This is a genomic window from Dethiosulfatarculus sandiegensis (assembly GCF_000931935.2).
GTDB lineage: Bacteria > Desulfobacterota > Desulfarculia > Desulfarculales > Desulfarculaceae > Dethiosulfatarculus > Dethiosulfatarculus sandiegensis.
Map to the genome: position 1 here is coordinate 221,385 of NZ_AZAC01000078.1, position 15,485 is coordinate 236,869.

General features: G+C 53.4%; 10 protein-coding genes and 1 CRISPR repeat array. Of the genes, 5 read left to right on the forward strand and 5 right to left on the reverse strand.

Features of this window, described 5'->3' with window-relative positions; all coding sequences use genetic code 11:
- Positions 1-36: 36 nt before the first annotated feature.
- Positions 37-1,218, reverse strand: coding sequence for an ABC transporter substrate-binding protein (locus X474_RS24745; protein WP_052515618.1), 1,182 nt, complete (start codon positions 1,216-1,218; stop codon positions 37-39).
- A gap of 853 nt (positions 1,219-2,071) precedes the next feature.
- On the reverse strand, positions 2,072-3,256 hold the full coding sequence (locus tag X474_RS24755; protein WP_156360928.1) for an ABC transporter substrate-binding protein: 1,185 nt from the start codon (positions 3,254-3,256) through the stop codon (positions 2,072-2,074).
- Positions 3,257-4,413: 1,157 nt separating this feature from the next.
- Positions 4,414-5,821: a CRISPR direct-repeat array (repeat unit 28 nt; unit sequence GTGAACTGCCGCATAGGCAGCTTAGAAA).
- Between the two features lie 271 nt (positions 5,822-6,092).
- Between X474_RS24755 and X474_RS24765 the strand changes: the two genes are divergently transcribed.
- A complete protein-coding gene (locus X474_RS24765; protein WP_052515620.1) occupies positions 6,093-6,563 on the forward strand; it encodes an L-2-amino-thiazoline-4-carboxylic acid hydrolase in 471 nt (156 codons plus the stop codon).
- A gap of 6 nt (positions 6,564-6,569) precedes the next feature.
- A complete protein-coding gene (locus tag X474_RS24770; RefSeq protein ID WP_052515621.1) occupies positions 6,570-7,094 on the forward strand; it encodes a shikimate kinase in 525 nt (174 codons plus the stop codon).
- Between the two features lie 8 nt (positions 7,095-7,102).
- Here X474_RS24770 and X474_RS24775 read toward each other — a convergent pair whose 3' ends face one another.
- The 3 genes from X474_RS24775 to lexA all read right to left on the reverse strand — a co-directional run bounded on the left by X474_RS24775 (position 7,103) and on the right by lexA (position 10,466).
- Positions 7,103-8,230, reverse strand: a complete 1,128-nt coding sequence (locus X474_RS24775) for a hypothetical protein (protein WP_044352762.1) — start codon at positions 8,228-8,230, stop codon at positions 7,103-7,105.
- Between the two features lie 265 nt (positions 8,231-8,495).
- Complete coding sequence (locus X474_RS24780; RefSeq protein WP_044352763.1) at positions 8,496-9,803, reverse strand: hypothetical protein; 1,308 nt, start codon at positions 9,801-9,803, stop codon at positions 8,496-8,498.
- Between the two features lie 231 nt (positions 9,804-10,034).
- Positions 10,035-10,466: a transcriptional repressor LexA gene (gene lexA / locus X474_RS24785; protein ID WP_044352765.1), complete on the reverse strand. Its 432-nt coding sequence runs from the start codon at positions 10,464-10,466 to the stop codon at positions 10,035-10,037.
- Between the two features lie 119 nt (positions 10,467-10,585).
- On the opposite strand from lexA, the gene X474_RS24790 reads away from it, so the two are divergent.
- From X474_RS24790 to X474_RS24800, 3 genes are read left to right on the forward strand one after another with little or no spacing between them, the layout of a single operon-like run.
- Complete coding sequence (locus X474_RS24790; protein WP_044352766.1) at positions 10,586-11,419, forward strand: amidohydrolase family protein; 834 nt, start codon at positions 10,586-10,588, stop codon at positions 11,417-11,419.
- Entirely contained in the window at positions 11,404-12,666 is a 1,263-nt protein-coding gene (locus X474_RS24795; protein ID WP_044352768.1) for a metallophosphoesterase family protein, read from the forward strand. The genes X474_RS24790 and X474_RS24795 overlap by 16 nt, the downstream gene beginning before the upstream one ends.
- On the forward strand, positions 12,667-15,450 hold the full coding sequence (locus X474_RS24800; protein ID WP_044352769.1) for an AAA family ATPase: 2,784 nt from the start codon (positions 12,667-12,669) through the stop codon (positions 15,448-15,450).
- Positions 15,451-15,485 lie beyond the last annotated feature (35 nt).

Sequence of the window (15,485 nt, forward strand, 5' to 3'; positions counted from 1 at the left end):
GTGGGAACCGGCCCCTCCCGACCGGTCCCAGCGGTCTCAATAACCCAGGTATTCTTCTTTGCGGGGCAGACTCACACTCTCAACCGGCACCATCTTTCCCTTTTCATTAACCTTGAAGATGGCAAGCTTGGTGTTGGGCCGATGGTCGGTCGGGGAGTAGGTGAGCGGGGCAGTCAAGCCGCCGGTGTCAAAATCCTTCAAGGTTTCCATGGCCTTTTTCAGGCCCGGTCCGTTTAGCTCCCCGGCTTTTTTGGCCCTTTTCAGGCCTTCGGCCATGACCATCATCGAAACCCAACTTTTTATGAAATTATGGGTGTAGGGCTCTCCCTTGGCAGCGGCCATGACCTTGGGCATATCCGGAACCTCGGCCCCCATTGGGGCCAGGGGCATCATGCCGAAGGCCCGGCCCACACAGGCTCCGCCGGTGAGTTTAAACAGGTTTCTATCCATTCCGTAACAGTTGACCAAAAACTTGGTCCTGAGCCCTAACTTGGCGGCATCTTTCAAAATTACAGCCGCACTGGCTGTGGAGTTGCCGATCCAGGCGAAATCCGGGTCGAACTTCTTAAGATGCAAAAGCTGGCTGGTGGCGTCGATGGCCTTTAAAGGAACAATCTCATCCGGCCCCACGGTAAGCCCCAGTTTCTCGGCAAACTCCTTGCCCGCCTTGATGGGGTTTCTACCGTAGGGATGGTCGGGATAAATGAAGGCGACCTTTTTGGCTCCCTTTTTCTGGGCAAACAACAAGGCCAGGCGGATGGTCTCCGAGTAGGGGGTCCCCACAAAAAAGTTATAGGGGGTCTTTTTCGGGTTGCCCAGGGCTCCATCATAGCTGCCGCTCATAAAGACACACTTGTCCCTGTTCACAAAGGTGCGCAGGGCGTTGGTGTCGCCTGTGCCCCAACCCTGGATGGCAAAAACCTTTTCCACACTGCGGTAGCGTTTGTAAAGCTTGACCGCCTCCGGGATGCGATAGGCATAGTCATTGGGGATAAGCTTGAGCTTATCTCCATCTATGCCTCCGTTTTTATTAATATAATCAACAGCAGCCAAGGCTCCGGCAGCGTAATCCCTGCCCACGTCCGAGGTCGGGCCGGTGAGATCGAAAAGGCCACCCACCTTAATCACTTTGGCCTGGGCCGAATTCAAAAAAGGGCCACTAAAAAAAGCCAGGCCCAGGGTGCAAAGGACCAGATAGAAAAACTTTTTCACGCCCATTAAATTAACTCCTTTTCAGTAACAAATGCCTTAAATTTTGTATCAATGCCAGGCTTTGGCAGAAAATATTCCCGTGCTTTATAGATACAAAAATCCATAAAAATGGCACAGATTATAGATATCCCATACCAGATACCTGGTTGGTTTCAGATTACTCCGCCACTAAAAGGTGTTGACAAAGCTTTAATACTGACCAACTAAACCAAATGTTCCGGCAAATCCAAATTACGGATCTTTTCCGAAAAACGGTTCAATAGGCCGGTATTTGCCGCTCCAAGTCCCTTAGCGGTCCTTGAAACACCTTTTAAAAAGCGGAATTAGCCGATAATGGAAATTGAGCTGATAATGGAGGGAATGGAGATAATAATTCGGGAGGAACGGGCAGAGAAAGAGTTAAAGGCACAAGAGTCTTGCGACCCGCGACTTAACAATACCTTTGGTGTTCTCATGACATTTCTCCTGAATTCGAAAAAACAATGAAAAACATAATTAACAGCAAACCAGGAGATGGTCAAGCAGCAAAACAACTTTAAGCCGAAAATTTATTTTAAATCTCTCCTCTTAAAAAAACGGCTGCCATGCCCCCCCCTTTTAAACACCCGGCAAAACCAATAAGGATTAAAGGCAAAGGAAGCCTTTGGGGATATGCCAAACCAGGTTCCAGCGATTTCCAATCTAACCCCGCCACGGTGGCCTGCTCAATCAAGAGTCTTTATGGTGCAAGCCACCTGGTAAAAACTCGGGCTTTTACCAGGCGGCATCCGTCACAGCCCGGAAAGGCCTTGCCGGAAAGCCGACCCGGGGCTTTTAAAGGCTCCGGGTGAATACTTGCCGGCAATAACCTTCCGTTTTTTTAGTAACCCAAGTATTTATCAAGCCTGGGGAACTTGGCGTCCTTGACCTTGACCAGTTTTCCCTTGTCACCCACCGTATAGATGCTGAGAGCGGTGTTGGGCCTGTGATCCTTTGCGGAAAAGGTGATCGGGGCGGTCAAACCGCCGGTATCGAAATCCTTGATAGTCTCCAGAGCCTCTCTCAAGCCCGGCCCACTGAGGTTGCCCGCCTTTTTCGCTCTTTTGAGGCCTTCGGCCATGACCAGCATGGAGACCCAGCTTTTAACAAAATTATAGGTGTAGGTTTTGCCTCCCGCCGCCTCCATGACAGGTTTCATGCCCGGCACATCCGCGCCCATAGGCGCCACCGGCATCATGCCAAAGGCCCTGCCCTCGGCCGCACCTCCTGCCAGCCTGGGCAGGTTTCGATCAAACCCATAACAGTTGATTATGAACTTGGTCTTGAGCCCCAGCTTGGCTGCGTCCTTCAGTATGACTGCCGCACTGGCTGTGGTGTTGCCGATCCAGGCGTAATCAGGATTGAATTCCTTTAAGTGCATAAGCTGGCTGGTGGCGTCGATGGCTTTAAGGGGAACAATCTCATCCGGCCCCACCTCAAGGCCGATCTCCTTGGCGTATTCCTTGCCCGCGGGAATGGGATTTTTGCCGTAAGGGTGGTCAGGATAGATAAACACAAACTTTTGGGCCCCTTTTGACTTGGCGAAATCCAAGGCCATGCGGATCGTCTCGCCATAGGGGGTGCCGATATAAAAGTTGTAGGGTGTCTTTTTGGGATCAGCCAGGCCGCCGTCATAACTTGCACTCATAAACACGCATTTGTGCCGGTTCACCAAACCCCTCAAGGCATTGGTGTCTCCGGTGCCCCAGCCCTGGACAATAAAAACCTTGTCAACGCTTCTGTATCTCTTGTAAAGATTAACCGCATCGGGGATGCGATAGGCATAGTCATTGGGGATAAGCTTTATTTTCTGCCCCATTATGCCGCCGTTTTTGTTGATGTAGTCGGCGGCCGCCATGGCCCCCTGGCCGTAATCCGCCCCCACCTCGCTGGTGGGGCCCGTCATATCAAAGAGCCCTCCCACCCTTATCTCACTGGCCATCGCCTCTTGGCCGACCAAAAACCCAAACGCCAGGAAAAGACCAGCCAGGCACAATCGAAACCAATTCCGGGTTAACTTTTTCATTTTTTCCTCCCAATAATGATTGATAAACCCTTTTTGAAACCGTCCGACCGGCGGCCGAACGGGAAAAACCAAAACAGGCACTCAAAGGCAACTCATCAATATGAAAGCCTTTTCAGACAGTCGGCACTCAAAATCCGGGTTTTATGCCTGCACTAAAAAAGAGCTGACGCACAGGCTTTGATCCCTGGGATCAGGCTTGATGCCGAAAATTTAAGTTTTTGAAAAAATAAAGACGCCCAAAGGGCAAAAGATCAGCAGGATACGGGTACTACTACAGAGAAGGGGATCACGGCAAAGGCGGGGCGAGAGTTGAAGGATAATTGTTCGAAGATACTTAAACGACATGGATTATTTAGTAACATTTCAACAGCTCCCAAAGGATTCTCCCTGGTCGGGAATCTCCGGTTAAGGTCTTCTCAGGCCTTTGGTCTCGGCCCTGCCCAGCGGTTTTTAAACCGACAAGCAATGCAAGTGAACAAAAAGCCCCTTTTAAAAGAGCCATTGCAACCTGCCGATTTACCTAGCAAGCTAATTAACATTAATTAAAAACAGGGTCAAGTAAATGTTCTTTTGGGCCTTTTAAAAATCTTTCAGATCTGTTTTCCACAAAGCGGGGCTCTGCGGTGCTGAATTCATTTTCGCTTATATGCCGACAAGTTGGCGGATATCGACACTCAAGCATTCTTACCTGAGCCAAGGCTTTTTCTTTTTTTGGCAAAAACCGCATCCAGAATAGAAACATATAAAACCGAGCGGAGGGGGATTTGGGCTCTGCTCCGGGCAAAACCCGGACCGCAAACTTCACGATCCTTGGGCCTGCCTGCCGGACGAGAAGGCAAACAGCACCATCTGCTCCCCGCTCCCGGCAAATAACGGATTTGATCGCAAGGAAGTGATTTTCCCCCTGACGGAAAATCAAAAAACAGCCCCAAGCCAATAAGCCGGAGCTTTAATCCAGCCCCCTTCCAAGCCGGACCAGGCCCTGCTTTTCACCCGAAAACAATTGTGAATATGTGATTCAATTTTGACCCTTTTTTTTGGCCCTAAAAAAAGCACTGCAATATCGGTGAGTTAAAAAGCGTCTCAAAAAAAGGGTCAAATTCTCTAAAATTAGGATATCTTCATGCAAATTAGGATGTTATAAGAAAACATCTCTAGTGAACTGCCGCATAGGCAGCTTAGAAAAAATTGTTATCCGGTTGGGCGCTCGAATTTGCGTGAACTGCCGCATAGGCAGCTTAGAAACGGAGAAATTCCGATTATTTTGCGAAATTCAGGTGAACTGCCGCATAGGCAGCTTAGAAATATTACACCTAGTAGCCAATCAACTGAAATATGTGAACTGCCGCATAGGCAGCTTAGAAATCTTACTTCCATCCGCCGAATACCAGCCATTTGTGAACTGCCGCATAGGCAGCTTAGAAAATCCCCCACCCCTCCCTGGGACTGGCGACGCAGTGAACTGCCGCATAGGCAGCTTAGAAAAAATGTCGCTGGGAGCAATACCTAATTCGGTAGTGAACTGCCGCATAGGCAGCTTAGAAATGCAATACATACAACATCGCAAACAATTAGTAGTGAACTGCCGCATAGGCAGCTTAGAAACGCCATGTGCCACTTGAGGGCGACGTTCCTTGGTGAACTGCCGCATAGGCAGCTTAGAAAAGTACAGACCGGGGGTTGACATTGATCACCCTGTGAACTGCCGCATAGGCAGCTTAGAAATCAGCCAAGTGAGGTTGGCGGCGGCGGAAGCCGTGAACTGCCGCATAGGCAGCTTAGAAATAAATGATATAACAAAAAATACAGCAGGAAGGGTGAACTGCCGCATAGGCAGCTTAGAAAGGTGATATGCGCTGGCATAAGTGGGACACCGTGTGAACTGCCGCATAGGCAGCTTAGAAATTCAACCATGCCTGCCTTACGGCGTTTGTCTAGTGAACTGCCGCATAGGCAGCTTAGAAAGCATGGGGGAGGGAACCGTGGGGGTTACGGTCGTGAACTGCCGCATAGGCAGCTTAGAAATTTTTGCTTACGGGAGCTAACATGCACAAAATGTGAACTGCCGCATAGGCAGCTTAGAAATGTGCTTAAAGTCACGGTGATACGCTCCAACAGTGAACTGCCGCATAGGCAGCTTAGAAAATATTCATCTGTCGCTTTATCAAACTCTCTTAGTGAACTGCCGCATAGGCAGCTTAGAAATGCAGCATCCCCAATTCTCCCTTGTCCTTTCTGTGAACTGCCGCATAGGCAGCTTAGAAAAGCAGAGACCGTAATCTCATTGCTGTCTTTATGTGAACTGCCGCATAGGCAGCTTAGAAAGTCAAGCGTATTCATCTGAGCATTTGCCATCTGTGAACTGCCGCATAGGCAGCTTAGAAAATTATTCCGCTCTTAATTCCTTAAATGATATAGTGAACTGCCGCATAGGCAGCTTAGAAAAATTTCAGATGACGGAACAAATTGGTTATCTTGTGAACTACCGCATAGGCAGCTTAGAAATGTGCTATTTTTAGAGGTGGTTGATTTCTCAAGTGAACTGCCCCATAGGTGGCCTGGAAATTGCCCTTCCCCTTTGAAACAATGCTTCACAGCCGGTATATCCTTTGGCTGAGGGGGCTTTTAAAACCGCAGATCAAAAAACAGGCTCTACACAAGGCATAAATCGGGCCTTGCCGGTTTCAATTTATCTGCCTTTTTTTTACGGCTAAGGGCTTGAACCGGTTGTCTGCCTGAATAGCACCTCTATTGCCGACCGGGGGGAAGACCATTACCGCACCTCCCTTTTCATTTTGAATTTAAGTGGCCTTTTAAAGGTCTTAAGGAGCTTTGCATGCAAGATCACCAAGCTGAACTCATTGCCAAGGTAAGGGCAGCCATCAAGGACCGGGCCATCTGGTTTGCCCTGCTTTATAAAAAATTCAGTCAGGTTTTGCCTGAAGACCAGGTGGAAAAGCTCTGTCGGGAGGCGATCTTTGAATTTGGTCACATGAAAGGGGCCAGTGATGTAAAGGATTTCAGCCCCCAGGCCTGGGTTCAGAGGCACAAGGACAAGGGCTCTGCCCTGATGTTTGATTCCGAGATAGAAATCGCAGACAACTACGCCATACAAAAAATGCGTTACTGCGCCCTGGTCGAGGCCTGGAAAGAACTGGGGCTGCCCCCTGAAAAGGTGGCCCTTTACTGTGATATCGCCATGGAGGGCGACAGGGGACGGGCTGATTATCACGGAGTCAACATGGAACTTTCCAAAACCCTGGGCGGGGGCGACCCCTGTTGCGTGCTTAAGATAAGCCAAGGATAAAAAACAATGAACGCCTATCTCTGCGGCATGATGGGCAGCGGCAAATCCGCCCTGGGCCAAAGGGCGGCCAGTGAACTGGGGCTCAGCTTCCTGGATCTGGATCGGGAAGCTGACCGCCGCCTGGGCTTTTCCTTTCACGAGCTGGTCAGGCAAAAGGGTTGGCTGGCCTTCAGGGAGCTGGAGTACCGGATCGTAAGGCGCACCGCGGCCCAAGGCGGAATTTTGTTTGCCCTGGGCGGGGGAACGGTGCGCTACCCCTGGAACCTGGATCAACTTAAGGGGACCGGCCCCATCATCCTTTTAAATGCTCCCTTGGAGATCCTGGCCCAAAGGATCAGAAACAACCAGCGCCCCAGGGTGACCGGCCACCCAATACTGGAGGATGAGCTGGCCGCTATCTGGGAGAATTCCAGAGAGGCCTATCTTTCCGCCTGTGATGAGGTTTTTGAAACCCACCCCGGATCCCTGGAGAAATCGGCCCTGGGCCTGAGCCGCCTTATTGCAGACCTGATGAAGCGTCAAACCGGCTAAGCCCGCTTTCAACCGGCCAAGCGCTTGCCGTGGGCTCCCACAATACGGCACAATTCCAAAACCCTGGCAGACAGTTCTTCCGGCCAGGCCGTTCCGGGTCCGGCAGGCAGGGTTTGCACCCCTTTTTGCAGAACCGGTTCCACCTTTTCCTTGAAAACAGCCACCGCCTTTTCCAGGACGCCTCCCTTGGTGGCCGCACCCACGGCGTGGTTATGCAAAACCTCTTTGGGTTCGCATTGGGTGGTGTGCAGGATCAGGTCAAAGCCCCGGGTCAGGATTGTGCGGGCCGCTTCAGCGGGAAAATCGATCTCCTTAAAATAATTCTCCACTCCCCTCAACCAGGCCCCGGCGATGTGGGCAAGGAAAAGGGCAAGGTCGCCGGTTATGCCAAAACGGCCGAGTTCTTCGCCTGAAGGCGGGGTGAAACGGCTGATTTCCCGGCACACGGCCCTCAGAAAACCGCCGACTTGGTTATGGTCAGAGCCGCAACCCTTTGCACTCAGCATGGCGGCCAATCGGGGAACCACTTCCCACAGGCAGAAAAAGCCGCAGGTGCCGCCGAGCATGGGAACTAAAAGTTCGGGCGGGGACTGGACCATGGCCCCTTGGGAGGCAAAAATCCTTTGCAGGCGATCCCGGGAAGATTGGGGCCAGTCTCCATAAAAACAAGCCACATAATAGCCTTCATCCCGCACCGCCTCACCCGCAATACGGGTCACGTTATTGGGGATGAGGTTCACCACCAGGACATCTGTGCCCAGCACCTTTTGGTACTGGGAGCCGGGCGGCATGGGGGGAAAGGCATAGATCTCGGGCAAGGGCGCTCCCTTTTGCCTGACTTCGGCAAAATAGCTTGCCAAGGTCAGCTCAATCTCCTTGGGCGCGGCCTGGGGCGGTGGGGCAAAAGCGATGATATCCGGTTGGTTTTTCTCTAGCGCCTTTAAATTCTCCCCCAGTTGCACCTCTATGCCGAAATGCTTTCTTTTATCCTCAAGTTCAGGTTCATCCAGGGTGGTTGCCAAGACCCTTTTTCTTAAATCAGGGGCAGTTAAGGCGGTTTTAAAGCAAGGCCAGATAATCTCGAGCAGATTGCCCAGGCCTATAATGCTGAGCCTGAGTTCTGAATCCGGTTTCATGGTGCGACCCCCTGGTTGATTTTGAACTGGCTAAATCAAGCCGGCTCGGGGCCTTGGGCCCCGGAGACTGGTTTTAAAGAAAGGCCGAGATTGCCCGAACCGGGTCTTCCCCTCCACATTTAGTCAATATTACCCCCAAATCCGGGCTGTGGGCATTGATTCAAAAATGCGTTTCGGCTTGAACATAAAAAAAGCGGAACTGCCTGGTTTAAGCATTCCGCTTTTGTTGCCCAAAGCCGGACCGGATTATCCAGCGGCTTAAGGACTATTTAAGATCAAAACTCAAAAACCTGGCAAACAAAGGCGAGCGCCTCACTTCAAACGGTTTAAGCCAGTCCAGGGTTTCCCGGCTCGGCAAAAACTGTTTCTCCAAAAGGCCAAAACCGATCAGGGGGCGCAGAAGCCGGGAGATCAGCATCTGGTGCACCTTTTCATTCCAAAAGGTGTAAGGCGCGCCCACCACTTCCCTTTGCAAGGCCAGCTTGCGGGCCAGCTGCTCGGGATGACGCCATTCGTTGGGCAGAATAGAAAGGCCGTAAAGGGAATAGGCAATCACATTCTGCAAAAGCGGCGCATCGGGCATATCGTCCATGTAGGAAAGGTTGAATTCCCTGAAATGGGTCTTGAACAAAAGAGTGTAAAGATCCTGGGAGCGCCTCTCACTGGAAAGGGTTATGCCCTTTCTGGTGGTATGGAAGTGACCATCCGTCAAATGCAGACAGCCGGAAAGCTCCAAAAGAACCCTGACCACATGCAGGGGTAGGACATCCTTTTCGTTCAACACCTTTTTACGCCGCAGAATAGACTCGATATATCCCGGCGGCAAAGCCATGCGGCTCACCATCTCAGAGACAAACCAGCGGGGCAGATTGCCCCGCAAGGTGGACTTGACCATACCGGTTTCCGCAACCGCCCTGAGCATGGTCCTGGCCCTGGAGAGAATCGGCGCGGCGGCCAGATCCGCGGGGTTCAAACCGCTGGTGAGCTTGACCACCCCCAGGCTGCCGCCGTGCCAGTCGTCGTTGATCAGGCGGGAAAACTGGGCCGGGGTCAGTCCGCCCAACTCGGCCAGGGGACGATGCAGGTGTTCCTCGACCCGGGCCATGACCTGTTCAATATCAGCGGTTGAGGTGCTTTCCTCATAGCGGCCTGCCTGTTTTTCCATCAGAGCAGTCAACTCCGGAGGAAAGGTGTCTTCCGCAGGCTGTCCGCCCACGGCCAGACGCACCATGGCCAGCCCCAGATCAGTCGAGGCCGGCGTGGGAGTGACTTCATGGATAAGGTAGCCGGTTAATATCTGTTCAATCTGATCCAACAGGCGATCCAGGTCCAGACAGACTTGGCTTTTACTGGATCGAATAGAGGCCTCGGCAATACAGTCGGCCAATTCCTCCAACTCGTCATAAGTCAATTTGTGAATAACCCTGCCGTGGCGCACCGGCGCCAGACGCAGCCGCCTGCTGTGATGAGTGGAGAAAAAAGAAGTCTCCGATATCAGCAGGTTGTGGTCAGTAGGCGACAAAGGCAGGATGATTATGTCGCTGTGAGCAATTGTCTTGCGCTGTCCAGCCACGAGCCCTCCGTGGGAGTGAGTGTGGTGGATTATTAGGTATCTATCATTTTTCGCGTGTGTTGAAGTGTATCACAATCTGCTAAAAAAGGTGGAAAGAAAAACACCTGCATTTTGCGACAAAAAGTCGGCGAGAGGGGCAAAAAACCAGATACTTTGCACCTTCAAGGGGTTATACATTTAGGAAAAAATTATTTTTAAAACCTTATTAATCCTAGATGTTTTATAGATTTATTAGCGGCAATGACGAATCACTCCGGCCACCACACCCAGCACCTGAACCTGTTCATGCCCCAATGTAATGGGCCTCATTGAGGAATTGGCCGGGACCAGGCGCACCCCTTGCTTGTCCACATAATACTTTTTCAAGGTCACATCGGTTCCGTCAATAAGCGCCACCACCATATTTCCGTTGTCCGCGGTTTTGCGCTCTTCCACCACAATAACGTCTCCGGATTTTATATGTTCCTCTATCATGGAATCCCCTCTAACTTTCAGGGCAAAGGTCCGGAAACGCCCCAGCATATCCCTGGGAATCGACACCGACTGTTCAACACAAACAGCCTCAATGGGTTGACCCGCAGCCACTTCCCCCAAAAGCGGCACTTCCACCTCATCCATGTTGATTTCCCTGAAACCAAGCTCTTCCAGGCTGGGTTTTGTCACGGCAGCCTCCCATGTGTATAGTAAACTTATGTTTAGTCTATAAACTGAAGCGATGAAAATGTCAAGCAAAGGTCAATGAAATCCTTTACCGGAGAGGATCGGGTTGCTATATTTTGGCCATGATTGTAGATGCCCACACACACATATTCCCACCTGAGGTGGTGAAAGACCGCGAACGTTTTCTGGACGGCGAACCGGCTTTCAAGGCCCTTTACGCCGACCCTAAGGCTCGCATGGTCACAGCCGAAGGCCTTCTTGATGCCATGGATAACGAGGGCGTGGATATTTCCTGGGCCCTTGGCTTTCCCTGGACCAAGAAAGAAAACGCACGGCTGCACAATGAATACCTGGCCCAGGCTATCAAGGATCAGCCTGAAAGGCTGCGCGGCTTGGGTTGCGTGCCTCCCCAGGCAGACTGGGCGCTTAAGGAAGCCGAGCGCGCTTTGGGTCTCGGATTACAGGGAATCGGTGAAATCGCCTTTTATTCAGACGATATAGACGTTAATTCCCTGTCTCCACTCTGTTCGCTCTGTGCCGAGAGCGGCTGTCCGCTTCTGTTGCACACCAATGAACCGGTGGGGCACGCCTACCCGGGCAAGGCTCCCATGAGCCTATCGGCCCTCTATTCCCTGGTGCGCAACAATCCGGATACCAAGATGGTCCTGGCCCACATGGCGGGAGGGCTTTTCTTTTACTCGCTTCTGAAAAAAGAAGTGCGCCCCGCCCTGGCCAACGTCTGGATCGACACTGCGGCCTCCCCCTATCTCTACCGCCCCAGAGCCTATGGCTTGGCAGTGGAGCTTCTGGGGTCGGACAGGGTTCTTCTGGGGTCGGATTATCCCCTTTTGCCGGTGAGCCGTTATAAAAAGGAACTGGCTTCACCGGAAGCGGCCTTGCCGCCCCAGGCCCAGGAAATGATTTTGGGACATGCGGCCCAGTGGCTGATTCCCTGAACAACCGCCGGCTAAAAATACTGCACGCCGCTGACCTCCATCTGGGGGCACCTGTGGCTGTGCCGGATTGCACCCTCTCGCCCCAGGCCGGCCAGGCCAGGGGCGAGGCGCTTTCCCGCCTGGTGAAAACCGCCATAAGGGAAAAAGCCGACCTGGTTTTTCTGGGGGGAGACGTATTTGATTCCCCCAATCCCGCACCCGGAGCCCGGTTGACCCTTTTGCGGGCCTTAACCGAACTTGTCTCCCAAAAAATCCGGGTTTTCATAGCACCGGGAAACCACGACCCCCGCACCCCTCTATCTGTCTGGGAAAGCCTTCCTCCTGTGGAGGGAGTGCACGTTTTTGCCACCCAGGCCGAAGGCGTGGCCCTGGAAGACCTGGGGGTCTGGGTGGCGGGCTGCGCCCACAACAGCCGCCATGTGACGGAAGACCTGGCTCAAACCCTGCCGCCGCCACCCTCGGGCCTCACCGGCCTGGCCCTTTTACACTGCGACCCGACCGGGGATATTGAAAACCAGGCTCATAAGCCCTATGCGCCTGCCGAACTTTCCCGGTTAAGGCGGGGAGATTTTGCCTTTTGGGGGTTGGGTCACTGGCACAGGCCTCAGATCCTGAACAGATCACCGTTGGTATTGATGCCCGGAGCAGTTCAGGGAGCCCACAAAAACGAAACCGGCCCCCACGGGGCCTGGCTGGTCAAGCTGAGCGGTCAGGCCTGTGAAGCGGATTTCGCACCCCTTTCCCTGATCAACCACCACCGCCTGGACCTTAACCTGGAACCGGGGATCAAGGATCTGACAGACCTGGCCTGGCTGATCAGCCAAAAGCTGCCGGAAAAATCCTCGGAGGAAACCGGCATTGAATGCCTTTACCTGGGTCTTTTCGGCCAGAGCCCTTTATGGCGCTATTTTCAGGGAGCGGAAGCAGATTACAGTGCCGAGGAGTTGAAAAAGGCCCTTGACCTGGCAGGGCTTGAACTCAAGACAGACGGCCTCTCCCCAATGGCGGACCCGGCTGAACTTGAGGCCGGGGAAGATGTTCTGGCCGGCTTGCTTGCCATGCTGAAAAAAATCCAGGCAGACCCGGAACAAGCGGCATCCCTTGCCAAGCAAATAAAAAAAAACCTGCACCCCCTGGCTTGTCGGCAAAACAGCGACGACCTTGCAGGCTATATCGGCTCTCTTTTGCCCAAGGTCAGGGATCTGGCCCTGGCCTCGCTCCTTCCCCCAGAGCAGGAGAAGGAATAAATGCGGTTTTTGCGCATAACCTCAGGTGGTTTTGGCAAGCTTGCCTCGGGCAGGTCCTGGGAGCTCAGCCCTGGCCTCAACCTCTTTCAGGCGCCGAACGAATCCGGCAAGAGCACCCTGGTTGAGCTTATCACCGGTTTATTCTACGGCTTTGGACCCAAAAAGAACGGTTTTCATCCCTACACCCCCTGGCAAGGGGGAGAAACCGGCGGCGAGCTGGGCTATGAACTTGCCAACCACCGCCGTTTCACCTTAAGACGCCACCTGACCGGCCGGGGTGAAGACGCGGGTTTATGGGATGAAGCGGGCAATCCCGTAATCTTAAGGGAAGAATCTTTTGGCCGGGCCCATCTGGGAGTCGATGCCGGGGTTTTCAAGACAGTCACCCGCATATTGCTCGATGATCTGGAACAGGCTTTTAGCGGAAACGGCAAGGAAAAGGCCCAGACCCAGGAAAGGCTCTTGGGTTTCTTTTTTCAGGAAGCCGCGGCCAAAGGCAGGCTGGCCAATCCCCTTGCGGTTAAGCAGGCCTGGCAAAAACGCGCCTCCCTGCTATTCAGCCGGGATAAAAGGCAGGGCAAGGAAGACAAAAACCTCCTGGCCCGGCTTGACCAGGCCCATATTGAACTGAGCCGGGCCGGGGAAAACGAAAAAAAGGCGGAACTTCTGACCCGCCGCCTGGAAGAGCTCAAGCAAGAGCTGAAGGCCCTTGAACAGGACAGGGAAAACAAGGCCCTTCTCCTCAAGGACTCCCTGGAGCAGATCGAGCAAATCAGGCAGCAGAACCGGGCGCATGCCATTCTAGATGAATTAAAGGAGCTTGGACGGGCCGGAACAACAGGGGAGGAGGCCTATCAAAAGGCCCTTAATCTGTCGGACCGGATCAAGACCACGGCCCAAACCAAAAGCGAGTTGGGAGAACAGGCCTATTCCGCCCGGACTCAGGCCAGGGAGATCACCGGCGGCAGACGCCCGGCGGACTGGGCCCAGACCCTGGACCAACTGGCGTTGGGGCTTTTTGCCTGGGAAAACCAGGTTGAGGAACTCGAGTCCCTGGAGGCGGAGATAAAAAAAACCGCCCGGGAATTTTCCGAAGAATTCGAGGTCCGGCCTGAGCTGCTGAACCAAAGGGATCCTGATTTCTGGCAAGGGGTGCAGGAAAAACAGACCGAAATATTGGGTGCAAAAACCTCCCTGCGCCAGGTGGAAGAAGAGATGGAGGGCATGAACCGCCAGGCCGGAGCCGGTCTGCCCGCCCTTTTTGCGGGGCTTTTTTTCACCCTGGGCGGACTAGGATTGGTTATCTGGTGGCGCTTGACCCAGCCCGGCTCCCTGCCCGCCGTCCTGGGAGGGATCTCCGCCCTGGTGGGGGCGGGCCTCACCCTGGTGGGCTACACCATGCGCAGCAAGGGCGCTCATTGGCAGGCGGCCCAGGCCAGGCGCGAACTGCGTCAAGACCATATGGCGGGGCTTCAAGAAGACTTAAAGGAAATGCTTGAAGGGCTAAACCTGCCCGACCCCCTGTTGGAGCCGGTGAGACTGGAACAAGCCATGGGAAAAGCCCAGGAACTGGCTGACAAGGAAAACCTGCTCCATGAAAAACAAGAAGAGCAAGCCCAGGCCAGGGAACGCATAGACCAGACCCTGAAATCTTTGGGAGTGGAGCTTTCCCCGACGCTTTCGCCTGCTGCAGAGGTTCTGAGCCAAATCATGCAAAATAAAACCCTGGGGCATTTCCAAAGAGTTCCGGGCTACAGCTTTTTTGATTTCCTGAAGCGGAGGGCCTGGAATTCCCTGGACGAGGATGATTTAGGCCCAACCGGCGCCATGTCGCCCCACGATGCCCTGCAAAAAGCCAGGCAGGCTTGTCGCCAGGCAGACCGCTTGTCGCTTAAGGCCGACGACCTGGAAAAGCGGGCCGCCCAGACAGGTGAAGAATTGCAGGACCTGGAAAAACAGTTTGCCGAACTCTGCGACCGGGAGGGGCAGCCGGATCTCGCCGCCCTTAAGAAGGCAAGGGAGCGAGGCTCAAAATCTGCGGAATTAAAGGCCAAACTGGAAGAAGTTCAAAAGAGCCCGCTAAAAGTAGGCACAGCCCTGCCGGATCTGAACCAGGCCGAAAAAAACGCGGAAGATATAAAGCAAAGACTGGCCCAAATAGACCAAAAGGCCCTGGAGCTTGGCAGGGAAAGGGGCCAGACCGAAGAAAAACTGGACCACCTGAGCAGACAGACAACAATGGCCCAGGCTGCCGAGAATCTAAGCGCCCTGGAGCAAAAAAGGTCTCTTCTGGCCAGGGAATATGACACCCTGGTTCTGGCTGATGAACTCCTGGGCGCGGCCATGGATCAATTCAGGACCCGCTCCCAGCCCGCGCTTTTCAAAAGGGCCGCCAAATATCTGGCCATAGCCACAGACGGGGCCTATGAATGGCTGGGAAGCGATTTCTTTAACCTGGACCGCAAAAAGGAGCCCACCCTAAGGGCGGGAAGCGGTCCCGGCTCTGCCGAAAGAGAGGCCTCGATTCTTTCCCGTGGGGCCAGGGACCAGCTCTACCTTTGTCTGCGTCTGGCCCTGGCTGATGAAATCACCCATAATTCAGAACCGCTGCCCCTTATTCTCGATGACCCGCTGGTGAACTTCGACCCCAAACGCCTGTGGAACACCATGCGCATGTTGGCCCATATTGCCAAGAAAAGGCAGGTCCTGTTTTTCACCTGTCACGAACTGCAAGCCGGTATGCTTAAAAAAGCCGGTCCCTGCCAAGTGCTCGACCTGATCTGAACCGGGCCGGATAGTCTCCCCCGTCCGGCTGCTGC